Here is a 20,631-nt window from a genome sequence, read left to right as displayed (position 1 = left end):
CCATGAATAGATCTATGATTCGCTACCTGCTGGCAAAATTACTACTGATTGAGGCGGCACTGCTGATTGTGCCCATTATCGTAGCTCTAATCTACGGTGAGCCCTTAAAAATCTTTCTCTCTATCGGGGCGACTATGGCCATTCTGCTAGTTTTAGGTGGAATAGGCTCTTATTTCAAGCCCAAGGACCTACATATCTACGCCAAGGAAGGTGTCCTAATTGTAGCCCTTTGCTGGATTCTCTGGTCCTTCTTTGGAGCTCTGCCCTTTGTTTTTTCCGGGCAGATTCCAGACCTTATTGATGCCTTCTTTGAGATCAGCTCTGGCTTCACCACCACGGGAGCGACTATCCTTAACGATGTCGGTGTCCTCTCCCATTCGCTGCTCTTCTGGCGCAGCTTTACCCACTTAATCGGAGGAATGGGAGTGCTGGTCTTTGCCCTAGCTATTATGGACAATGCCAAAAATGGTCACTTGGAGGTCATGAAAGCTGAAGTTCCGGGCCCAGTCTTTGGCAAGGTTGTTTCCAAGCTTAAGAGTACGGCCCAGATTCTTTACATCATCTATCTGGCTCTCTTTGCTATTTTCGCCTTGCTCTACTTCCTAGCGGGCATGCCCCTCTTTGACAGTCTCGTCATTGCCATGGGAACTGCTGGCACAGGAGGATTCACCGTTTATAATGACGGTATCGCCCACTATAACAGCTCGCTGATTACTTATCTAGTCAGCTTTGGAGTTTTAGCTTTCGGGGTCAACTTCAATCTCTACTATTACTTGCTGATTCGTAAGTTTAAAGCTTGCTTTGAAGATGAGGAGCTCAAGGGCTATCTCTGGATTGTCTTTCTTTCCACAGCCTTGATTGCCTTTAATGTCTTCCATCTCTATCAAGGCTTTGCCAAGAGCGTGGAGATTTCCTTCTTCCAGGTAGCCAATGTCATCACAACAACTGGATTTGGCTATGGCGATACAGTCAAATGGCCGCTCTTTTCTCAAGTTATCCTGCTCCTGCTCATGTGTATCGGGGGCTCAGCTGGATCAACAGCTGGGGGATTTAAGGTCATTCGGGGGATTATCATGTCCCGCATTGCTAAAAATCAGATTCTATCTACCTTATCACCTAATCGCGTCCTGACCTTGCATGTCAATGGTGCGGTCATTGACAAGGATACTCAGCATAAGGTACTGAAATACTTAGCCGTTTATATCTTGATTATTCTAGCTCTCATTTTCATTGTCAGCTTGGATAATAATAACTTTATGACGGTTGTCAGCGGGGTTCTCTCTTGCTTCAACAATATCGGTCCTATGATTGGGACGACAGATACTTTTTCTATCTTTAGTCCTTTTTCTAAACTTCTGCTAGCCTTTGCTATGATTGGTGGTCGCTTAGAAATCTACCCGATTCTCCTGCTCTTCCTGCCTAAGACCTGGTCTAGAAGATAGGAAATATTCGGAGAATATATATAAAAGTCTCACTAGCTAAATCGCTAGTGAGACTTTTTTCTTGTATTATTTCTTCTCAGACTGAAACGGTCTGGTACAGGATCCTCTCCCGGCTGAGACCAGGGATGACAGCGGAGAATGCGTGCCAAGCCCATCAAAACTCCTTTAGCACCATGCTTCTGGATAGCCTCTATCATATAGTTAGAGCAGGTGGGCCGAAAGCGGCAAGATGGAGGGAAAGCAGGCGATATGAAGCGTTGATAAAAGCGGACAGGAGCAATAAGCAGTTTCTTTATCATTTCTTGGTCTTGGTTACAGCCAGTGTATGTAGCTGGCTGACTTCTTTCTTGCTGAGCTTACGATACTCACCAGGCTTAAGGCCAGTTAGGTCCAAATGCCCAAAGCGAGTCCGTGACAGCTTATCTACTTGCAATCCGACCGCTTGGAACATCTTCTTGACCTGATGGTTACGGCCTTCGTGGATGGTCAGCTGAACGACCGAGCGATTTTTCGCCGGATCAACCTTGATAATCTCATAAACCGCTGGCTTGGTTTTGCGCCCCTCTATCTCAATACCGCGAGTCAGAGGACGGAGAACTTCTTTATTGGCCAATCCTTTGACACGGGCCACATAGACCTTGTCAATCTCATTGCGGGGATGAATCATCTCGTCGGTAAAATCTCCGTCATTGGTCAGAATGAGAATGCCAGAAGTATCCCAGTCCAAACGACCGACCGGATAAATCCGCTCCTTAACCTGAGGCAAGAGCTCCACGACCGTTTTCCGTCCCTTGTCATCACTGACAGAGGAAATGACCCCACGCGGCTTATTGAGGAGGTAATAAACCTTCTCTTCGTTGTAGATAGGTTGGCCTTCTACTTCCACACGGTCGCCAGACTTGACGTTCGTCGCCAGCTCACGTACCACTTGGCCGTTTATACTGACCTTCCCCTGCCTGATTAGCTCTTCTGCCTTACGGCGGCTGGCTATCCCAGCATGAGCGATGTATTTATTGATTCTCATCGATATCTGTCCTTTCAATAAAGAGCTGGCTTTCTTCAGCAACTAGCTCTGTTTCTTCGACAATCGGCAGTTCATCAAGATGATTGATCCCCATATAGTCTAAGAAATAATCCGTTGTCACATAGAGATTCGGCCGGCCAATGACTTCCTTTTTGCCATCTTCTCGAACCAGTTCAAAAGCCAAGAGCTTAGCCAAAGCACCGCTAGAATTAACCCCGCGGATGTCGTCTATTTCTACCCTTGTAATCGGCTGCTTATAGGCAATGATAGACAAGGTCTCCAGCGCTGCCCGCGACAGACTTTGATTGATTGGAGCCCGCGAATAGGCCCGCAGAATCTCAGCAAACTCTGGCTTTGTGACCAGCTTGTATGTCTTTGAGGTTTCCAGCAGGGTCAGGCTAGAATCTGGATTGGCTTCATATTGCTCAGCCAACTTCTCCAAACTCTGAATAACCCCGGTCGGCGGCAAAGAAAGGATTTCTGCCAACTGATGAACCTTGAGTCCATCTTCTCCCGCCACAAAAAGCAGGGCTTCAATCTCTGCTAACTTACTCATTTCCTCTTCCTACTAAATAAATATTTCCAAAATTTTCTTCCTGAATGACTTGCACTTCCTGCACCTTGACCAATTCCAAGGTCGCCAGAAAGAGAGTAATAACTTCATTCATGTCCTTGGTCTCTGCAAAAATCTCCTGCAGAGCCAGACGTCTCTTACCAGCACAGCGCTGGCGCACCACATCCATCATATCCTCAATCTTGTACTCGTCTCTCACAATGGTTGTATGACTCTTAGAAAATTCCTCTTGCTTCTTGGCAATAACCTTGGAAAAAGCCAAAAAAAGATCTATCGTTGACTTGTCATGCAGGAGCTCAGCATCTTCATAAACCAGCTCTAGCTTGGGCTTAGAATAATAAAGAGCTCGGTCATCATGCTGGAGCGACATTTTCTCACCCAAGAGCTTGAACCTGCGGTATTCCTCAATCTGGCTCAAGAGGTCTTGCTCTAAATCATCTTCCAGCTCAGTATTATCCGCCACCTTAGGCAGAAGCTTGCGGCTCTTAATCAGCATGAGCTGGCTTGCCATGACCATATACTCGCCCGTCACTTCCAGCTTCATGGCCTGCAAAGTAGCCACATAAGCCAGATACTGCTCGATGACCTCCGTAATGGGCACATCATAAATATCCACCTGGTACTTAGATACAAGGTGGAGTAGCAGGTCCAACGGGCCTTCAAAATCTTTTAGTTTGATATCCATTTTTATCTGTATTTTTCTAGTGTAATCATGGTTTTCAAGCCCAAATCTTGGGCAATATCATAGAGGCCAATCCCCTTCTCCCGCTGACGCAAAATAAACTGCTCACGCAGGCTTTGGGCAGATAGACTGGCTTGTCCCTGCTCAATCAAGAAGGCCTCTAGCTGACGGAAGCCCCATTGACGAGAATAGGATTTGCCGTTTTTCTCAAATAAGTATGTCCCCGTCAGATAGTCTTCTAACTCACCCGTCAGGCTCTCAGGAATCTTGATAACCCGCTTCTGACCAGCCTTTTCAATCTTCAAAACCTGAAAGTCAAGATTGACATCTGCCACTCTGACCTGCAAAATCTCGCTGGGCAGCAAGCCCATTTCCAAGATAAGAAGAGCCATCAGCCGCCCCCTGGGAACGCTTGATTCTTGCCAAAAAGCAGACAGATCCAGCAGTTCATTTTCCTGCTCCTTTGATATGGAAACCTTGGGCAGGACCAAGCGGTGAAACTCCTCAATGAGCTGCTGCTGATAAAGGAAGTAGAGAAACTGATTGACTGCTGAGAGCTTCCGCTTCTGAACAGCCGCCTTAAAATCCTTGATAGAGGCCTGATAAATCCGCAGATTGGTCTCGGTAATCCGGCCATGTACTTCCTCGATAAACTGCTCCAAATCATAAGAATAGGCAATTTTAGAATTTTCTGAGATGTTTTTTTGATTTAAAAACGGTCTAATGTATTCTTTCATTTTTTGCGAATTTCGTACTTTTTGCTAAAGCCGTGCAACAAGGAATTGACAGCTTTCAAAATAGACTTTCTAGTAATAATTCCGTAAAAATGCTGATCCTCGCCCACAACCGGCAGGAATGACTCGTCGACCAGCTTATGAAGTACATCTGAAACAGTATAATCTGGCCCAACTGTCAAGTCGTCCATTTTAGTCATATGGACGATGTCTGTCATCATGAATTCCTCTTCTGGCAAATCATGGCGCATGCGATAAGACATGATGTCTGTCAGGGAAATCGTGCCAACAAACTTTTTATCTGCTGTCACGACTGGTACACGTGAGTAAGTCATCTGGCTCAGCAGTAGGACAGCATGATCCACATTGTGGGTGTCAATCATAACCGCCAGATTTTCCCCAGGCGTCAAAAAAGTTTCTTCATGTTGCAGCAGATAGTCTTCAAATTCCTTAGCAATCATCGGCTAAACTCCTTGGACAAGCTTGGATAAAGTTCATGATTTCGCGTATAGTAATCTACTTTAAAGCGGTCATCATCAATCTCTACCTTAGCGTAGAGGCGTTCATTGATCAGGCCACGTGGCTGGCTGATGGAGCCCGGATTCAGAAAGAGCGTTTTGCCTTCCATTCGAGCATCTGGGATATGCAGGTGACCATAAAGGCAGATGTCTGCATTAACCTCTTGCGCCCACAAATCCAGCTTTTGAAAAGAAAAGTTAATATGGAAGAGATGCCCGTGGGTCTGGGCAATAATGGTCCCCGCCAAATCCGTCACCAAGCGTTCTGGATAGCCGTCGTAAAAGTCCATATTCCCTGCAACAACCTGAATCCCTTGCCATACCTCATCATCAGAAGGAAGCTCAGAGTCTCCGTTATGGAAAATCGCATCTACCTTTCCAATATAATGATTCCTAATTTCTTCTACAATAGCACGGTCGCCATGAGAATCACTCATGACTATAATAGTTTGCTTTGCCATGCTGGAAATACCTCCACTAATCTCTTAACTGCCTGAGCCCGATGGGATTGCGCATTTTTTTCTTCCATCGTCAGCTCGGCAGACGTTTTTCCTGTTTCTCCCACTAAGAACAAAGGATCATAGCCAAAGCCATTTTCCCCTTTTGGTTCATGGGCTATGTAGCCCGGCCAATCCGCTTCAACTACCAGTGACTCCCTGTCAGGACTAGCCACTACTAGGGTCGTATGAAAATGAGCCGAGCGATCCTTGATATCAAACACCATAGCCAATTCATGCAGGAGCTTGATGTTGTTTTCATCATCTGTCGCGCCTACTCCAGCGAAGCGAGCCGACCAGACGCCAGGCAAGCCGCCTAAAACATCGACCTGCAGACCTGAGTCGTCAGCTAGCACCATTTTACCGGTCAGCTTACTGATTGTCTCTGCCTTGAGCCGCGCATTTTCCTCAAAGGTAGTTCCTGTCTCTTGCACTTCTGGCAAGTCAGGATAATCATTGAGATTTTCAACCTTATAGCCCAGCTTTTCAAAGAGTTCGCGAAACTCTGCTGTCTTTCCTTCGTTGCGAGTCGCAATCAAGATGGTATCTCCGACAGTTATCTCGGACTCTTGCTCCTGACCAAAAAAGTCAGTTATCTTAACTCCATCCTTAGACAGGAAGAAGACCTTGCGCAGCAAGTCCTTTTCTGTAATTAGAATAGCTCCCTTATGATTGGTCGCCTTAAACTCTCGCTCCTGACGGTCGTTAATCATATTGAGGACAAACTGGATATAGGACATAGGTGAGCCGTATTTTACTACAACTGTGGTAAAGGCATTATATTCTTCATCCAAATCTCGCTCAATCAGCTCACTCAACTCTGCATCTATATACTCCAAGAGCCTGTAAGGGATGTCATTGAAATGATAGCCAGCCTTGCGAAAGCGGGTCCATTCTCCGATATACCAATTGTTCTCGTCAATGTATTCATAAATTTTATTTGTCATAAGCTTACATGCTCCACATTCACTTTCAGTCCCAGCCAGCTTTCTGCAATTTCCGAAAAGCTCTTGGCATTGGCGGTTGTGTAAAATTGGTGATTGAGCTCCTGTTTCTCCCGACTGCGATTGATTTCAAAGTAATTAAGCAGGACAGAAATATCCCGTACGCACTCTGCCCCGCTGTCAATCAGCTTCACATTTGGTCCCATCCTATTTTGAATAATAGGCCGGAGCAAGGGATAGTGGGTGCAGCCCAAGACGAGGGTATCTACCCGGCCAGCCAGAGGCTGGAGGGTTTCATAGACAACTTTTTTGGTAAGACTGGAATGAAGTTCATTGGACTCTACCAAAGGTACAAACTTAGGGCAGGCCAAACTTTCCACCTGCATCTCCGGCGAGAGCGCTTCAATCTTCTGACGATAAATATCAGAAGAAACAGTCATTGGCGTTCCAATAACACCGATGCGGCCACTGGCAGTTGACTTAATAGCCGCACTAGCCCCCGGCAGAATCACGCCCAGTACTGGAATATCCAGCTTTTCCTTCACTTCTTCCCAGACAACGGCAGTCGCAGTATTGCAGGCGATGACAATCATCTTAACATCCTTGGTCAGAAGGAAGTTGACCAACTGCCAGGTATAAGCGCGAATCTGCTCAGCAGGCCTAGGACCGTAAGGAGCCCGCGCTGAATCTCCGATATAAATGACCTCTTCGTGGGGGAGCTGCCGCATGAGCTCACGGACTACAGTCAAACCGCCCACTCCTGAGTCTAAAAAACCGATTGGTCGATTATCCATAAGGTCTTCTTTCTAAAACAAGGGACTGGAAGCCGATTCCAAATCCCCATTTTTTTATAGATTTTCTCTGCTGGTATTAAAAGCCAGCCTCTAGAAAATTATTTTTTCTTTTTGCTCTTAGCAAGCGCAGCTTTCTGCTGGTTGATAATTTGACGATAGACTTGCTGCACTTTCGCTTCATTTGGCCGTTGACCGCTAGCGCTAAGCAAGGTCCGAACTGCTTCTACATTTAAACGCGGATTTTCTGCAAATTCTTTCTCCACTTGCCGACGAAGCAGATACATACCCAAAATCACGCCTCCAGCAAATGCTGCCAAAATCAAGAAAATTGCTAAAACTAAATTCATATCGAGAACTCCTCTATTTCCATTTTTACATTGCTCTTCATTATATCAAATTTTCTTTATTTTTCAAAATCAAAGCCATATAGTGTCGCAAAATAATCTTCTGGTTTTTCTGCCCGACGAATCATGCGAACATTGCCATCTTGCTCCAAGAGAATTTCGCTGGAGCGGAGCTTGGCATTATACTGATAACCCATAGAGAAACCATGCGCACCTGTATCGTGAATCACTAGTGTATCCCCAATTTGGCTGACGGGCAGCGGGCGATTAATGGCGAATTTATCGTTATTCTCACAGAGGCTGCCGACAACATCCACAATCTCTGTCTCACTCTCAGACCGATCCATATTGGTAATGTGGTGATAAGAACCGTACATGGCAGGACGTAGCAGATTGACCGCAGAGGCGTCCACTCCCAGATAGGTTCTGTATGTCTGCTTCTTATGGGTAACCTTGGTGACCAGCAGGCCATAAGGCGCCAGCATAAAGCGGCCCAGCTCCGTATAAATCTTTACCTGTCCTAGGCCAGCCGGAGTTAGAATAGCTTCATAGGCCTGACGAACTCCTTGACCGATGACCGCAATGTCATTTTCCTCACCTTCAGGCTGATAATTAATGCCGACTCCACCAGAGAGATTGATAAAATCCAACTCAACTCCTGTCTCAGCCACTACTTCCACAGCCAGCTCAAAAAGCTGACGGGCCAGTTCGGGATAGTAGTCATTACTGACAGTATTAGAGGCCAAGAGGGCATGAATCCCAAACTTCTCAGCTCCCAACTCCTTGAGCTCTTTGAAAGCCTGAATCAGCTGGTCCTTGGTCATACCAAACTTAGCTTCTTCTGGATTATCCATAATGCTGGTTCCCAGCTCAAAGACACCGCCAGGGTTGTAACGGCAGGAAATGACCTTGGGAATACCAGCGGCTTCCTTTAGAAAAGCTACATCTTCATAGGCATCCAGATTGATAGTCGCTCCAAGGTCACGCGCAAACTGAAAGTCCTCAGCTGGTGTGTTATTGGACGAAAACATGATATCCTGTCCAGCAAAGCCCAGCTTTTGGCTCATGAGCAGCTCAACATAGCTAGCACAGTCCACCCCGCAGCCTTCTTCTTTGAGGATTTTTAAAATAGCAGGATTGGGAGTGGCCTTGACAGCAAAATACTCTTTAAAGCCTGGATTCCAAGAGAAGGCCTTATGCAGGGCACGCGCTCTTTCCCGAACCCCCTTCTCATCATAAAGATGGAAAGGGGTTGGAAATTGAGCCGTAATCTCAGCTAGCTTTTCACGACTGACAAAAGGAGTTTTCATACTATTCTCGCTTTCTATTTGCTGGCTTTATTATACCATAAATCCATAGGAGAAACAAAAAGCACTGGAGCAAACGTCCAATGCTTGAGCCTTATTTAACCTAGTTATTTATTTCTTCCAAAAATACGCAACAAGCTGAGGAAGAGATTAATGAAGTCCAGATACAGATGCAGAGCCAGAGAAATTGCCCAGCCATTTCCTGGATTGCCATTGGTCTGCTCATAGACATAGCGGATTTTCTGATTGTCCCAAGCGATAAGTCCTGAGAAAATAAGGACACCAACGATACTGATGATAAAGTCCAAGCCACTGCTTCTCAAGAAGATATTAAGTAAGCTAGCAGCGATAATACCAATCAAACCGGCCATACAAGCTCTCCCCATTCCAGAAAGATCCTTTTTAGTCACCTTGCCGATGAACCCCATGGCAAAGAACATAACAGTCGTTGTCAGAAAGGCTAAGAGAACAGTTGACTGAAGATACAGCGCCATGATAATACTTAAGGTAAAACCATTGATGGCTGAATAAGCTAAAAACATAGGCAACGCCGCTGGGCTATTGCTCCGAGCAGTTCCAGATGCTACCAACACAAGGATAAACTCAACTGCAATAGCTGCATAGAAAATCCAAGTGGAGCCTGTCAGAACAGAGATAATAATGTCCTGAAAGAAGTTCAGCATCAAGAGGGATACGATTGCTGAGATTCCGATACCGACACCAACGATAGAATAAACCTTGGCATAGAAAGAATTAATATCTGATTGATCTTGAATAATAGAATGATTCATAGTTACTCCTTTTATAATAAAACATTTACGGTTTCAGCATCTTTCGATGAAAGAGCTTGCGATTACTGCCCTTGCGTCTCCAAGGTGCCGTTGCTTCTTTGACGGCCCAATACTTGTCCACCATCGTCACAACGAATGATTCTTTGTAGCGAGGCGGTGCCAAAGTCAGGCCCCACATATGCTTGACGATAATGTCCTCTTCGACTTTATTAAGCTTAGTAATCTTACGAGCATTGCGAACTGCCAACCTCGGATGAACCCAAGCATGACTCTTCTTAAACTTGGTCACACGCCAGTCATAGTAGAATAAGTCATGAAGCAGGGCACCGCGTGCCTTGCTGCGGGCATTCCAACCAAATTTTTTGGCAATTCTGTAACTAGTATAACTTACATTGATGGAATGTTCAAGTCTATTGGAATGAATATGATGGGGAATTTCTTTCAGGCGCTGAACACTGGGCTTTTCAATCAAGTGCCCAACATAGGCCATAAATTCCTCGTCCTTTTTGTAAGGCATAGAATCACCTCCCTTGCCAACTATTATATCTCTTTTTCTGATTTTTAGCTTAAATGAAAGATTAAAATACCAGCAGCGACAGCAACATTGAGACTTTCTGCCTGCCCTTTCATGGAAATATGGACCAGAATATCAGCTGCTTCCGTCATTTCCGGACTAATCCCCTGCCCTTCATTGCCCATGACTAGGGCAAAGCTCTCTCTGCTGTTCACTTCTCTGTAGTCAATAGATGTTGATGACAAGGTTGAAGCCAGAATCGGTAAATGGGAAGATTGAGCCAGCCTAATAAAATCAGCTGTATCCATCCGATAAACAGGTAGATGAAAATGACTCCCCTGCATAGAGCGCAGCGTTTTTAGGTTATAGATGTCTGCCGACGAGCTAGAGATGAAAACCCCGTCAAAACCAGCTGCATCCGCAGTCCGAATGATGGTGCCGACATTTCCTGGATCCTGAACATCCTCCAAGAAAAGATAGCGTCCACTTAACTCCGCCGGTATTGCTTCCCTTTCAAAAGCCACTTCCGCGACAATTCCCTGTGGCGTCTTACTATCAGCTAAATCTGCTAAAATTTCCGGACTGACAAAGACTACCTGAGAAAAATCACCTAATCGCTCTGCGTATTCTGCTAAAGCAAAAATCCGAATCAGCTCTTCTCCGCTGCTGACAGCTTCCTCAAATAGATGCCAGCCCTCAATCAAATAAGAATCCTTGCGGTATTTTTTGTGATGAAGTTTTTTAGCTTTTTTTACCACATTATTGGCTTTTGAGGTTATAATATTCATAAGAACATTATACCACAATTTAGCAGACTTGCACTCATACTGAGGGCTTAAATCCCCTCGGTCCGCTCACTAAAGGAGGATGCCATGCAGAAGGTAAAAATGATAGCCCAAGGACGAGTACAAGGGGTCGGATTCCGCTGGGGAGTTTATTCTCTAGCGCTGGAAATCGGAGGTATTACCGGCCGGGTCTGGAACAATGATGACGGTACTGTTGGCATTCTGGCTCAGGCTGATGACCCAGCTCTGATGGCCAAATTTATCCAAGAAATCCGCAAGGGACCGACACCTTTTTCTAAGGTCAGTTATTTGGATGTGACCATGGCTAATTTCGACTCCTATCCTGACTTTAAAATTTCAAATTAGGTCTGCAGAACTATTGTATATTTTGCAAAAAAACAGTAGAATAGATAGGTATTATTTTTTAGAAACAAAGGATATGAACTCGTGAAACATTTCAAACGCTTTTTATTCTCCGGTATGGGACTGGCTGCGCTTCTTTTCCTGTCTGGCTGTGTGGGCCGCGACAAGGCCGGTAATCCTTCTGGTCTGATTTGGGACGTGATTGGTCAGCCTATGGCGGATGGTATCCAATTCTTTGCCAAGAATTCAGGTCTGGGTTATGGTCTGGCGATTATTATCGTTACGCTCATCGTGCGGATTATCATTCTTCCGCTGGGAATCTATCAGTCTTGGAAGGCGACGCTTCAGTCTGAAAAGATGAACTACTTTAAGCCGATTTTTGCCCCAATCCAAGAGCGAATCAAAAATGCTGAAACTCAGGAAGAGAAAATGCAGGCTCAGCAAGAACTGATGGCTGCTCAAAAAGAAAATGGACTCAGCATGTTTGGCGGTATAGGCTGTCTGCCTCTGCTCATCCAAATGCCTTTCTTCTCAGCCCTCTTCTTTGCAGCTCAGTATACTCAAGGAGTTGCAGGCAGTTCCTTCCTCTGGATTAAAGACCTGGCCAAAAGCGATTGGGCTTTGACTGCCATTGTCGGTATCCTCTACTATATCCAGTCTGTGCTCTCTCTGCATGGCATTGAAGATGAAACTCAAAGAAACAGCATGAAACAAGCTTCTTATATGAGCCCTATCATGATTGTTGGTTTCTCATTCTTCTCTCCTGCCGCAGTCACTCTCTACTGGGTAGTCGGTGGATTTATCCAAATCATTCAGCAATTTATCATCAACTATATCATTCGACCTCGCCTGAGAAAACAAGTAGCAGAAGAATTTGAAAAAAATCCTCCTAAAGGTTTGAAAAAAGCTAGCCGGGCTAAAGATGTCACTCCAAAAGCTCAACCGGCTATTGAGCAAAAGAACAAAAAGAAAAAGAACCGCAATGCTGGTAAGCAACGGTCAAGATAAAGAAAAATTCTTCTAGCTAATACTAGAAGAATTTTTTTAATCTCGAGTAAGAATCGGCGTAACCGATACAAAAAGCTCAGCAAAGAAAGCAATAACTGATGAACGAGGTGACGCTATCATAGTAAAACGGTAAAGCCAATCAAACCCTTCTTGTAAGAAACCCAAATCCTGCCCTTAAAAATCCGAACCAGACTTTCTGCCATGGATAGGCCAATCCCGTAGCCAGGCTGCTTCTGATTGTGCGATTCGTCTTCGCGATAAAAACGGTCAAAGAATCGACTGTAATCAACATTTTTACCGTCCGCGTAACTATTGGCTACCGTCAAACGAGCTCGCTTCCCACGCTTGGCCTTGGTCAGGGTGACAAAAATTTGTCCATCTTCGTCACAATACTTGCAGGCATTGTCAATCAGGATACTAACCAATTCATAGAGTTCATCTTCAGTTGCCTTGACATGGATGTCTTCCTGCAGCTTGATCTCGTACTTCTTGCCTGCCTTCTCGATGACAGACTTGAAGTTTCCTGCTACTTTTTTAACAACTTCTGAAAAATTCACATCTACCAAAGTAACATCTGGCTGCTCTTCCAGACGGGCCAGAACGACCATTTGATTGATTAGATTACTGAGACGCTTGACCTGGTCCTTGGTGCTTTCTGTCCATTCATTTTCGCCAGTCATCAGCTCTTGCAGCTCCGTATTGGCTGAGATGATGGCCAATGGCGTCTTCAATTCATGCCCCGCATTAGTGATGAAACGTTTTTGGTTTTCATAGTTTTTGATATAGGGACGGATGGCAAAGTTGGAAAATCCAGACACGACCAAGACAAAGAAAATAAAGCTATAGAAGCATAACTGGATAGACAGCCAGAAAAAGTCATTGCGGCTTTCGAGAGAATTAGTCGAATCTAAGACCACCAGTAAATAGCGCTTGGTCTTGGAATCCTGCGTTATCTGGTAGGAATAAAATTGACTGCCTACCTTAAAAACCCCACTGCTGCGGCTGTTCTTAATCACTTTGTTAGCATAGCTGAGCGCCTGCTCCTTAGATAGATTGGAAAGATGGTCTAAGTTGGTGGAGTAAAGTGTTTTGTCTTCCTTATAGACCACACTGAAATAGCGGTATTGGTAGATGGTATCAATGGTGATACGGTCGTTTTGCAAGCTCTCTGCTGTTTCTTCTACGCTGGGAAAATCGCCATTATTGGCAGATAGAATATTGAGAACGGCTTGGATTTCTCCGTTGGTCTGCAGAAAGCGAACGGAGTTTAAGACAGCAATCATGGTCAGCAAAATACAAACAATAGCCGCCGAAGCCAGCAGAATGAACCGAATTTTAAGCTTCCGAAACATGGCTATCTCCTTCCAGCGGCACCAGAGTGAAACTGCCGCCTTCCTCACCCAAGATAGCAAGGTCAGCATGAATAGCCTTCAGCTTCTGGCGCAAATAGGAAATATAAATCCAGACGAAGCCTTCGTCCAAATCCTCATCCTCGTCTTTGGACCAAACATGACGGAAGATTTCCTGAGTAGAAAGACTCTTCTGGGCATTAAGCATGAGAAATTCCATCATTTTAGATTCCTTACCGGCTAAGCGAATTGAGTTGGAGCTAATGAGTTCATGCTCTCCGACATTAAGGCTGGTTTGGCCAATCCGCAGTAAATTGGGAGTAAAAGTTGCTACCCGTCTGGACATGGAGCGCAGGCGAGCCAGAAGCTCTTTCAGAGAGAAGGGCTTGGTCAGATAATCATCTGCACCGGCATCCAGCCCTGTAACCTTGTCATCTACCTCTGACATAGCTGTCAGCATGATGACGTGGGTAGTATTGCCGGTTTGGCGGATTTCTTTCAGCGCTTCAATACCTGTCTTGACCGGCATCATGATATCCAGAATCATCAAATCATAGGCATTTTCCTTGGCTAAGTCCACAGCCTCCTGCCCATCAAAGGCTGTATCAACGTGATAGCCTTCATGGATCATCGCTGTTTCCAAGACGCGGGACAGCTGCTGCTCATCTTCAGCTAATAAAATCTTCATCATCTCACTCACTTTCTCGAATCAAATTGCGGATGGTCTGCATGGTCACATCACAAGAAGCCAGCTCATCCGCACAACGTTTCAGCTCGCGGACAATCCGCTTGCTGTCTTTAATCTCATGCTTGTACTTCATCTGATGCTCTAAGCTGGCCCAAGAATCCATAGCAATGGTCCGAAGCTGGATTTCTACAAAATAGCGGCCGGGATTTTGACCATGACAGTCCTCGTAAGGAGTCTCAACCTCTAATATCAAGTGGTAGGAGCGATAGCCATTAGGCTTGGCAGCTCGGATATAGTCTTTTTCCAGAACAATCTCACAGCCCTCCAGCTGACGAAGCACCTCAATAGTCTGATAGATGTCCTCAATAAAACCGCAAACAATCCTAATCCCAATCGCATCACGAATTTCTTTCAGGGCTGACTCTGGCACCCTAGGCAGATTCTTGCGTTGACATTTCTCTTCCATACTGGCTGCCTGCTTGATCCGTGCATTAAAATGCTCAAAAAGCTTCTGCCCTGTTTCCTGCTTGACTCGATCATTAGCCTCTTGAATACGCTGACTAAGATCCTCTAAAATCTTGGGCAGGTAGGCCCCATATTTCCCATAAATATCTTGCTCTTGCATACAGTTCTCCTACTTTTCTAGCTTATTCTCATTATAGCATAACCATCTGTCTTTTCTCTATTTTTCCCCTGCTCTTCTTATCTATCCTATACTCTCTGTCTTAAAAGAAACGAAAAAAGAACCAGTCTTCCAGCCAGTTCCTTTTGGTATTTATTAAACGGTTTTTTCAACCTTGATAATTTTAACGTCGTAGCTGCCAACCGGTGTTTCGACTGTTGCAGTATCGCCTGTTTTCTTGCCAATTAGAGCTTGACCAATTGGGCTTTCATTGGATACCTTGCCTGCGAAAGCATCTGCACCAGCAGAACCAACGATAATGTAGACTTCCTCTTCGCTTTCGCCTACTTCTTGAATGGTAACTGTTTTGCCGATAGCTACCTCGTCCTTGGCTACAGCATCACTGTTTACAATCTCAGCGTAGCGGATCTTGGTTTCCAGACTAGAAATCTGTCCTTCCACAAAAGCCTGTTCGTCCTTTGCAGCTTCGTATTCACTGTTTTCGGACAAATCGCCGTAGGAGCGGGCAATCTTAATACGTTCTACCACTTCTGGACGACGCACCAATTTCAATTCTTCTAATTCTTTTTCTAGTTTTTCCTTTTCCTCTAGGGTCATAGGATAAGTTTTTTCAGCCATTTTTTCTCTTTTCTTTTATTTTCTTTTATTTTAAAACTAAAACAAGAGGCTGAGACAAGTCTGTATCAGTCCCTTTTTTATATAGCAGGACTGAGAAAGCTAGAACTAAATGCACTAGCTTTCTCTTATCTGCAATGACAACAGTCTAATTAGAACTGCTGCTGGATTGAGTGAGCTTGCTGTTGACATGCTCCTCAACATTTTTAGCGTGTTCCTCATAAGTATTGGCGAAGTAAACAGCGCCTGTTTCAACATTTGCCACAAAGTAGAGGTAGTCCGTCTTACTTGGATTAATGGTAGCCTCCAGAGCAGATAGGCTGGGACTATCAACTGGTCCAGGCATAAGCCCTTCTTTTTTATAGACATTGAAAGGCGAGTCAATATTGGTATCAATCTCAGCGTCCTCTTTCAGAGTCGTTTTCTTTCCTAGCTTGCCTTGAGCATAAAGGATAGCGATATTACTCTGAAGCGGCATCGCTTGATTGAGACGATTGTAAAAGACGCTGGCAATATCTTTGCGATCTTGGTCTGTTGAACCTTCTTTTTCTACCAGAGAAGCAAGTGTCAGAACTTCATTAACCGTTAGGTTCTTCGCTTCAATAGTAGAGTAGTAAGAAGACAGATTGGTATTCATTGCGCCCAACATCTGGTCAATCAAGCTTTCCAAATCCGCATCCTCACCATAGTTATAAGTGGCAGGGAAGAGGTAACCTTCTAAGCGATACTTGACTCCACTGTCCTTACTTGGCAAAGTGCCCAGCAGCTGTGGATATTTAGCCGCCATCTTGGAAATGAAAGCTTCATCCTGTACCTTAGCTAGGAAATCGTCCTTACTAAAAGGTGTCTTACTAGTCTTCTTAGAAGTTGCAGCTGCATTAACCGTCACAGCCTCTGCAATCTGCTCCAGTGTATAGCCTTCAGGAATAGTAACCTTACCAACAACTGGTGGTTGCGGCGTATCCGTTCCACCTTCCTGAAGCTGACGAGCAATGGTATCTAGATCCATACTCTTCTGGAGATTGTAATAGCCGGACTGGTAATTGTTAAAGCTTTTAATCTTAGAATAGAGACTAAAAACTTGGGCATTTTTAATCAGCCCCTTTTTCTCGAGGATTTCCCCAATTTGCTTAGAGCTTGAACCTTCTGGTACTTCAACCGTCACATACTCTGTTGCGTTTGCATCAACAGGTTTAAGAGCTGAAGATACATAAGTATAGCCGACAACTCCTGTGACCACAAGTCCCAGCAGGACAATCAGCAAAACCGTTGTCATAATCCTGCGGGCTAAGGTGTTTTGACGTTTTTTCTTGACCGTGTTGTTGGCCCGATTAGCCCGAGATAGAACCTCATTGGGCTTCTTATCTTCCTCATCCACTCGGCCATAGACCTGAGGGTGAGCCTTTTCATTCTCTGCAACCTTGTAGGAAACATCTACCGAAGCTGGTCTAGCTTCAAAGTCCTCCGCAGCTGCTGTTTCTTTTGCAGAAGCAGCGTCCGCTTCTGATTGGCTAGTTGAAGAGGGAGTTTGTTCTTCCTTTTCTCCAGCTAAGTCTTTCAAAATCTGCTCTTTAAAGCTCAGATTCTTCTCTTTGTCTTGTGATTTTTCAGTCAAAAATTTGACCTCCTTCATCATAATCCCTAACATTATATCTTAAAAGTCAGATAAATGCAATAAGAGTAGGATTTTCTAGCTTATTATTGGTTTTTTTGCAGTTTGAGACTAGGGTTTTCCCAGACCATATCAAACCAAGTAGCACCTGCGTAAGTTGATTGTGACAAACCTTCATTTACAAAAGCATGCTTCTCGTAGTAAGCGATTAGGTAATCATGACAGGTCAAATTGATGCCATGGCGTTCATCTGCTATAGCAATCTCTTTCATAGCTACCAATAGCTTGCGACCGACCCCCATCCCCTGAGCATCCTTCGAGATAGAAAGGCTGGTCAATGAGATAAAGCCGCCGTCCAGATGACCATAATCTTCAATCTCCTCTGTAAAGGAAATATCCTTTAAATAACGTTCTGGACAGACAGGTCCCTCCAGATAGCCTAGAATCTTACCATCCTTTTCCGCCACCAAAAAAGTCGAAGATAGGGTTTGGATATGAGCTGCTAGACTTTCTCGGCTAACAGCCTCTTCTGGACTGAAATTTTCCAATTCGATAGCATAAATGGCATCTAAGTCAGCCATTTGAGCTTGACGGATAATCATCACTTCTCCTTAAAATTGGGATTTTCCCACACCATATCAGACCAGACGGCTCCACCATGAGTTGAGTCAGAAATCCCTTCGTGGACGAAACCATTCATCTCATAATAAGGTATCAGCTCATCATGACAGGTTAGGCTAATGCCCTGTCGATTTTGCTGAACAGCTGTCTCCTTGAGAGCTGCAAGCAACAAGGTTCCGACCCCCTGCCTCTGAAAATCAGGATGGACGGACAGACTTTGGACGGCAATGAAGCCACCTTCTGGAGAATTAGCACCCACCTTGCTGAAGAGGTCATCTGTCAAATATCGCGCCTGAACAGCTGGTCCAACAATATAGCCCGCCAGCTGACCATGCAGCTCTGCTAGCAAAAAAGTATCTGGAATCTGCTCAATCCGCTCTTTGAGAACTTCTGAACTGGCTGCTTCTGCTGCTGGAAAATTCAGCTGCTCGATTGCAAGAATTTCTTCCCAGTCGCTCAAGTCAGCCTGTCTGATTCGAATCGGTGCTTCCATCAAGTCTCCTCCTACTGAACGTTGCTGGTCAGATTGGACAGGAGACGTTCAAAGGAATATTCATAGGTCTGGATGTCACCAGCTCCCATAAAGACGTAGACGGCATTATCGTGGTCAAGAAGCGGAGAAACATTATCCACATCAATAACCTTGGCCCGCTTCACAATCTTTTCAGCCAGATCTTCTACCTTAACATCACCCTTGTCCACCTCACGCGCAGAACCGTAAATCTGAGCTAAATAGACTGAGTCAGCCTGATTGAGGGCTTCCGCAAATTCGTCCAAGAGAGCAATAGTCCGAGTGAAGGTATGCGGTTGGAAAATTGCCACGATTTCCTTGCTTGGATACTTCTGATGTGCTGCATCCAGAGTCGCAATAATTTCCGTCGGATGGTGAGCAAAGTCATCAATGATAACTGTTTCGTTGACAATTTTCTCTGTAAAGCGGCGCTTAACCCCGCCAAAGGTCTTGAGATGTTCCCGAACTAGATTCAGATCAAGACCTGCAGTATACAAGAGACCGATTACTGCTGTCGCATTCATAATGTTGTGGCGGCCAAAGCTTGGAATCTGGAACTCACCCAGCTCTTGCCCTCGGAAAGAAACTTTAAAGCCTGAACCGCTGGTAGAACGCAAGAGATCGTGAGCAACAAAGTCATTGCCCTCTTCCTTGAAGCCATAGTAGTAAATCGGGGCATTGGACGTAATCCGGCGTAGCTGCTCGTCTTCTCCATAAATGAAGAGTCCTTTGGTAATCTGCTTGGCATAGTCATTGAAAGCGTTAAAGACATCTTCCAGACTCGTGAAATAATCCGGATGGTCAAAGTCGATATTGGTAATGATCGAATATTCCGGATGATAAGGCATGAAATGACGCTCGTACTCGTCTGACTCAAAGACAAAATACTTGGCATTGGCAGAACCACGGCCTGTACCATCGCCAATCAGATAGCTAGTATCCGTGATATTGGACAGAACATGGGAGAGAATACCCGTTGTAGAGGTCTTCCCGTGGGCACCAGCCACTCCCAAGCTGACAAAGTCACGCATGAAGCTACCTAAAAACTCATGGTACCGTTTATAGCCAATACCATTTGCGTCTGCATAGGCAATTTCTACATTGTTATCTGGACGAAAGGCATTGCCGGCAATGATTTCGAAGTCTGGCTGGATATTCTTTTCATCAAAAGGCAGGATGGAAATGCCAGCCTGCTCCAGACCGCGCTGAGTGAAATAATATTTATCAACATCACTGCCCTGAACCTTATGGCCCATCTGGTGCAGCATCAAAGCCAAAGCGCTCATACCAGAGCCCTTAATCCCGATAAAATGATAGGTTTTCGTCATGATTACTCCTTAAGATACTAGGCCATAAAAGCAAGTTCAAAGAGGAAAATATCCGCAGACCCTCATCAGCCCGCAGGGATTTTCTTTCTTTACAAGCTTTTAGGCACCGCCAAAACACCAAAGAAGCCGGACCAATCAGTAAGTCCTAGCTTCTAGCATCGGTCTTTTTCAACCGATGATGGATGTTATATGCAGATAGATTTTACATTTACATAATCAACTAGCAATTTCCTTTATACATCAGAAAATTGCAGGCAGAAAAGACTCGAGCAAGCCAGCTTTATTCGCTGTCCAAGCCTGTCAAATTCAGTTCCTGAGCCTTGGAATGCTTCAACTGCTCCTCCTTAGCTCTATCCTGATTATAGATCTGACTGGTTTTTAAAAAATCATAATTGTTCTTCTTAGGCTTTTCTTCCGGCTCCTGTGGCTGAGGGCTGCTATACTCAGGCTGAATATCTGCCAAAATATAGTTATCCTGCTGAAGCCTATCGCCAAACTTCGTAAATTCGCCCGATGTATTCTTCTGAAAAGGGGCTGTTGGCTTCGGTCTTTCCGCATTAGAAGCTGTTGGAAGCTTTCTGCTGCGGACCTTAGTCGGAAGGTCGCTGGTCAGATAAGACGCTGAACGCTTCTTTTTCAAATCTGCCCGAGCCTCCTCGCGTGCCTGCTCAGCATAACGGATAGCTGGATCTTTCTTATCAATCGGCTTTTTAAAATCCTTGAAAGCAGACTGCTTTTGCAGCGGTCTTCTGATAGCCTGACTGGCAGCGATGGGAGCATGCCTGTTGGAGTCCACGATCGGCATCCATTCCAAATAATTACGGTCTGTATAGTCTCCGGTAATGTTGCTAATGAGATCCAGTTCATCATAAAGATTCATATGCGGCATTTCCGTCAGCATGATTTCATCATCTGACACCAGAGGAAATTGTTTATCAGTCAT

26 protein-coding genes are annotated in these 20,631 nt (G+C 44.9%); 3 read left to right on the top strand and 23 right to left on the bottom strand.

Annotation, left to right across the window (positions count from 1 at the left end; genetic code table 11):
- Positions 1-2 precede the first annotated feature (2 nt).
- Positions 3-1,442: a TrkH family potassium uptake protein gene (locus O3620_RS04765; protein WP_371601487.1), complete on the top strand. Its 1,440-nt coding sequence runs from the start codon at positions 3-5 to the stop codon at positions 1,440-1,442.
- 44 nt (positions 1,443-1,486) lie between these two features.
- Here O3620_RS04765 and yidD read toward each other — a convergent pair whose 3' ends face one another.
- The 14 genes from yidD to O3620_RS04695 all read right to left on the bottom strand — a co-directional run bounded on the left by yidD (position 1,487) and on the right by O3620_RS04695 (position 10,953).
- Positions 1,487-1,741: a membrane protein insertion efficiency factor YidD gene (gene yidD / locus O3620_RS04760; protein ID WP_125434934.1), complete on the bottom strand. Its 255-nt coding sequence runs from the start codon at positions 1,739-1,741 to the stop codon at positions 1,487-1,489.
- A complete protein-coding gene (locus O3620_RS04755; RefSeq protein WP_002909097.1) occupies positions 1,738-2,466 on the bottom strand; it encodes a pseudouridine synthase in 729 nt (242 codons plus the stop codon). The genes yidD and O3620_RS04755 overlap by 4 nt, the downstream gene beginning before the upstream one ends.
- On the bottom strand, positions 2,453-3,022 hold the full coding sequence (gene scpB / locus O3620_RS04750) for an SMC-Scp complex subunit ScpB (RefSeq protein ID WP_002894610.1): 570 nt from the start codon (positions 3,020-3,022) through the stop codon (positions 2,453-2,455). Before scpB ends, O3620_RS04755 begins: the two co-directional genes overlap by 14 nt.
- The gene (locus O3620_RS04745; protein WP_343092029.1) at positions 3,015-3,725 is read right to left on the bottom strand and encodes a segregation/condensation protein A; all 711 of its coding nucleotides are present in this window, start codon (positions 3,723-3,725) and stop codon (positions 3,015-3,017) included. The genes scpB and O3620_RS04745 overlap by 8 nt, the downstream gene beginning before the upstream one ends.
- 2 nt (positions 3,726-3,727) lie before the next feature.
- Complete coding sequence (xerD, locus tag O3620_RS04740) at positions 3,728-4,459, bottom strand: site-specific tyrosine recombinase XerD (protein ID WP_002894607.1); 732 nt, start codon at positions 4,457-4,459, stop codon at positions 3,728-3,730.
- On the bottom strand, positions 4,456-4,917 hold the full coding sequence (gene cbpB, locus O3620_RS04735) for a cyclic-di-AMP-binding protein CbpB (RefSeq protein ID WP_049543895.1): 462 nt from the start codon (positions 4,915-4,917) through the stop codon (positions 4,456-4,458). The genes xerD and cbpB overlap by 4 nt, the downstream gene beginning before the upstream one ends.
- Positions 4,914-5,435, bottom strand: coding sequence for a metallophosphoesterase (locus O3620_RS04730; RefSeq protein WP_002905880.1), 522 nt, complete (start codon positions 5,433-5,435; stop codon positions 4,914-4,916). The genes cbpB and O3620_RS04730 overlap by 4 nt, the downstream gene beginning before the upstream one ends.
- Positions 5,414-6,418 (bottom strand): nucleoside-triphosphate diphosphatase, encoded by a 1,005-nt coding sequence (locus O3620_RS04725; protein WP_371601486.1) that lies wholly within the window; start codon positions 6,416-6,418, stop codon positions 5,414-5,416. The genes O3620_RS04730 and O3620_RS04725 overlap by 22 nt, the downstream gene beginning before the upstream one ends.
- Positions 6,415-7,209, bottom strand: a complete 795-nt coding sequence (gene racE / locus O3620_RS04720; protein WP_002899734.1) for a glutamate racemase — start codon at positions 7,207-7,209, stop codon at positions 6,415-6,417. Before racE ends, O3620_RS04725 begins: the two co-directional genes overlap by 4 nt.
- Before the next feature lie 98 nt (positions 7,210-7,307).
- A complete protein-coding gene (locus O3620_RS04715) occupies positions 7,308-7,556 on the bottom strand; it encodes a YneF family protein (protein WP_002920567.1) in 249 nt (82 codons plus the stop codon).
- Positions 7,557-7,612: 56 nt separating this feature from the next.
- Positions 7,613-8,863 carry a diaminopimelate decarboxylase gene (locus O3620_RS04710; RefSeq protein ID WP_061589191.1) on the bottom strand — a complete coding sequence of 417 codons (1,251 nt, stop codon included), beginning with the start codon at positions 8,861-8,863 and terminating at the stop codon, positions 7,613-7,615.
- A 104-nt stretch (positions 8,864-8,967) separates the two neighbouring features.
- Entirely contained in the window at positions 8,968-9,651 is a 684-nt protein-coding gene (locus O3620_RS04705) for a Bax inhibitor-1/YccA family protein (RefSeq protein ID WP_002920562.1), read from the bottom strand.
- Positions 9,652-9,676: 25 nt separating this feature from the next.
- On the bottom strand, positions 9,677-10,168 hold the full coding sequence (locus tag O3620_RS04700) for an HD domain-containing protein (RefSeq protein WP_371601485.1): 492 nt from the start codon (positions 10,166-10,168) through the stop codon (positions 9,677-9,679).
- Positions 10,169-10,212: 44 nt separating this feature from the next.
- A complete protein-coding gene (locus O3620_RS04695; protein WP_371601484.1) occupies positions 10,213-10,953 on the bottom strand; it encodes a TrmH family RNA methyltransferase in 741 nt (246 codons plus the stop codon).
- A gap of 84 nt (positions 10,954-11,037) precedes the next feature.
- On the opposite strand from O3620_RS04695, the gene O3620_RS04690 reads away from it, so the two are divergent.
- Together O3620_RS04690 and yidC are read left to right on the top strand one after the other, a co-directional pair.
- Entirely contained in the window at positions 11,038-11,316 is a 279-nt protein-coding gene (locus tag O3620_RS04690) for an acylphosphatase (RefSeq protein ID WP_002897016.1), read from the top strand.
- An 81-nt stretch (positions 11,317-11,397) separates the two neighbouring features.
- Positions 11,398-12,321 (top strand): membrane protein insertase YidC, encoded by a 924-nt coding sequence (gene yidC, locus O3620_RS04685; RefSeq protein WP_002918452.1) that lies wholly within the window; start codon positions 11,398-11,400, stop codon positions 12,319-12,321.
- A gap of 116 nt (positions 12,322-12,437) precedes the next feature.
- Here yidC and O3620_RS04680 read toward each other — a convergent pair whose 3' ends face one another.
- The 9 genes from O3620_RS04680 to O3620_RS04640 all read right to left on the bottom strand — a co-directional run bounded on the left by O3620_RS04680 (position 12,438) and on the right by O3620_RS04640 (position 20,631).
- Entirely contained in the window at positions 12,438-13,673 is a 1,236-nt protein-coding gene (locus O3620_RS04680) for a cell wall metabolism sensor histidine kinase WalK (RefSeq protein ID WP_002918450.1), read from the bottom strand.
- Positions 13,657-14,358, bottom strand: a complete 702-nt coding sequence (locus O3620_RS04675) for a response regulator transcription factor (RefSeq protein ID WP_032913074.1) — start codon at positions 14,356-14,358, stop codon at positions 13,657-13,659. Before O3620_RS04675 ends, O3620_RS04680 begins: the two co-directional genes overlap by 17 nt.
- A 4-nt stretch (positions 14,359-14,362) precedes the next feature.
- Positions 14,363-14,983: a GTP pyrophosphokinase family protein gene (locus O3620_RS04670; protein ID WP_002918445.1), complete on the bottom strand. Its 621-nt coding sequence runs from the start codon at positions 14,981-14,983 to the stop codon at positions 14,363-14,365.
- 153 nt (positions 14,984-15,136) lie between these two features.
- Positions 15,137-15,619, bottom strand: a complete 483-nt coding sequence (gene greA, locus O3620_RS04665; RefSeq protein WP_002918441.1) for a transcription elongation factor GreA — start codon at positions 15,617-15,619, stop codon at positions 15,137-15,139.
- A gap of 145 nt (positions 15,620-15,764) precedes the next feature.
- Positions 15,765-17,264: an endolytic transglycosylase MltG gene (mltG, locus tag O3620_RS04660; protein WP_002897011.1), complete on the bottom strand. Its 1,500-nt coding sequence runs from the start codon at positions 17,262-17,264 to the stop codon at positions 15,765-15,767.
- Positions 17,265-17,314: 50 nt separating this feature from the next.
- The gene (locus tag O3620_RS04655) at positions 17,315-17,830 is read right to left on the bottom strand and encodes a GNAT family N-acetyltransferase (RefSeq protein ID WP_002918440.1); all 516 of its coding nucleotides are present in this window, start codon (positions 17,828-17,830) and stop codon (positions 17,315-17,317) included.
- Entirely contained in the window at positions 17,830-18,342 is a 513-nt protein-coding gene (locus O3620_RS04650; protein WP_002920555.1) for a GNAT family N-acetyltransferase, read from the bottom strand. Before O3620_RS04650 ends, O3620_RS04655 begins: the two co-directional genes overlap by 1 nt.
- An 11-nt stretch (positions 18,343-18,353) precedes the next feature.
- Complete coding sequence (murC, locus tag O3620_RS04645) at positions 18,354-19,688, bottom strand: UDP-N-acetylmuramate--L-alanine ligase (protein ID WP_002918438.1); 1,335 nt, start codon at positions 19,686-19,688, stop codon at positions 18,354-18,356.
- Positions 19,689-19,968: 280 nt separating this feature from the next.
- Positions 19,969-20,631, bottom strand: a complete 663-nt coding sequence (locus tag O3620_RS04640; RefSeq protein ID WP_002918437.1) for a hypothetical protein — start codon at positions 20,629-20,631, stop codon at positions 19,969-19,971.

The organism is Streptococcus sp. 27098_8_134 (assembly GCF_041431675.1).
GTDB lineage: Bacteria > Bacillota > Bacilli > Lactobacillales > Streptococcaceae > Streptococcus > Streptococcus sanguinis_R.
This window is presented reverse-complemented; position numbering and strand designations above follow the sequence as displayed.

Coding starts and splice junctions, on each gene's coding strand:
- yidD (WP_125434934.1), bottom strand. CDS start 1,741: ATGATAAAGAAACTGCTTATTGCTCCTGTCCGCTTTTATCAACGCTTC.
- O3620_RS04745 (WP_343092029.1), bottom strand. CDS start 3,725: ATGGATATCAAACTAAAAGATTTTGAAGGCCCGTTGGACCTGCTACTC.
- O3620_RS04655 (WP_002918440.1), bottom strand. CDS start 17,830: ATGATTATCCGTCAAGCTCAAATGGCTGACTTAGATGCCATTTATGCT.
- murC (WP_002918438.1), bottom strand. CDS start 19,688: ATGACGAAAACCTATCATTTTATCGGGATTAAGGGCTCTGGTATGAGC.
- O3620_RS04725 (WP_371601486.1), bottom strand. CDS start 6,418: ATGACAAATAAAATTTATGAATACATTGACGAGAACAATTGGTATATC.
- O3620_RS04755 (WP_002909097.1), bottom strand. CDS start 2,466: ATGAGAATCAATAAATACATCGCTCATGCTGGGATAGCCAGCCGCCGT.
- O3620_RS04650 (WP_002920555.1), bottom strand. CDS start 18,342: ATGGAAGCACCGATTCGAATCAGACAGGCTGACTTGAGCGACTGGGAA.
- O3620_RS04710 (WP_061589191.1), bottom strand. CDS start 8,863: ATGAAAACTCCTTTTGTCAGTCGTGAAAAGCTAGCTGAGATTACGGCT.
- xerD (WP_002894607.1), bottom strand. CDS start 4,459: ATGAAAGAATACATTAGACCGTTTTTAAATCAAAAAAACATCTCAGAA.
- O3620_RS04730 (WP_002905880.1), bottom strand. CDS start 5,435: ATGGCAAAGCAAACTATTATAGTCATGAGTGATTCTCATGGCGACCGT.
- O3620_RS04695 (WP_371601484.1), bottom strand. CDS start 10,953: ATGAATATTATAACCTCAAAAGCCAATAATGTGGTAAAAAAAGCTAAA.
- O3620_RS04670 (WP_002918445.1), bottom strand. CDS start 14,983: ATGCAAGAGCAAGATATTTATGGGAAATATGGGGCCTACCTGCCCAAG.
- O3620_RS04700 (WP_371601485.1), bottom strand. CDS start 10,168: ATGCCTTACAAAAAGGACGAGGAATTTATGGCCTATGTTGGGCACTTG.
- O3620_RS04680 (WP_002918450.1), bottom strand. CDS start 13,673: ATGTTTCGGAAGCTTAAAATTCGGTTCATTCTGCTGGCTTCGGCGGCT.
- scpB (WP_002894610.1), bottom strand. CDS start 3,022: ATGAGTAAGTTAGCAGAGATTGAAGCCCTGCTTTTTGTGGCGGGAGAA.
- O3620_RS04640 (WP_002918437.1), bottom strand. CDS start 20,631: ATGACTGATAAACAATTTCCTCTGGTGTCAGATGATGAAATCATGCTG.
- O3620_RS04690 (WP_002897016.1), top strand. CDS start 11,038: ATGCAGAAGGTAAAAATGATAGCCCAAGGACGAGTACAAGGGGTCGGA.
- O3620_RS04715 (WP_002920567.1), bottom strand. CDS start 7,556: ATGAATTTAGTTTTAGCAATTTTCTTGATTTTGGCAGCATTTGCTGGA.
- racE (WP_002899734.1), bottom strand. CDS start 7,209: ATGGATAATCGACCAATCGGTTTTTTAGACTCAGGAGTGGGCGGTTTG.
- O3620_RS04675 (WP_032913074.1), bottom strand. CDS start 14,358: ATGAAGATTTTATTAGCTGAAGATGAGCAGCAGCTGTCCCGCGTCTTG.
- greA (WP_002918441.1), bottom strand. CDS start 15,619: ATGGCTGAAAAAACTTATCCTATGACCCTAGAGGAAAAGGAAAAACTA.
- mltG (WP_002897011.1), bottom strand. CDS start 17,264: ATGTTAGGGATTATGATGAAGGAGGTCAAATTTTTGACTGAAAAATCA.
- O3620_RS04765 (WP_371601487.1), top strand. CDS start 3: ATGAATAGATCTATGATTCGCTACCTGCTGGCAAAATTACTACTGATT.
- cbpB (WP_049543895.1), bottom strand. CDS start 4,917: ATGATTGCTAAGGAATTTGAAGACTATCTGCTGCAACATGAAGAAACT.
- O3620_RS04705 (WP_002920562.1), bottom strand. CDS start 9,651: ATGAATCATTCTATTATTCAAGATCAATCAGATATTAATTCTTTCTAT.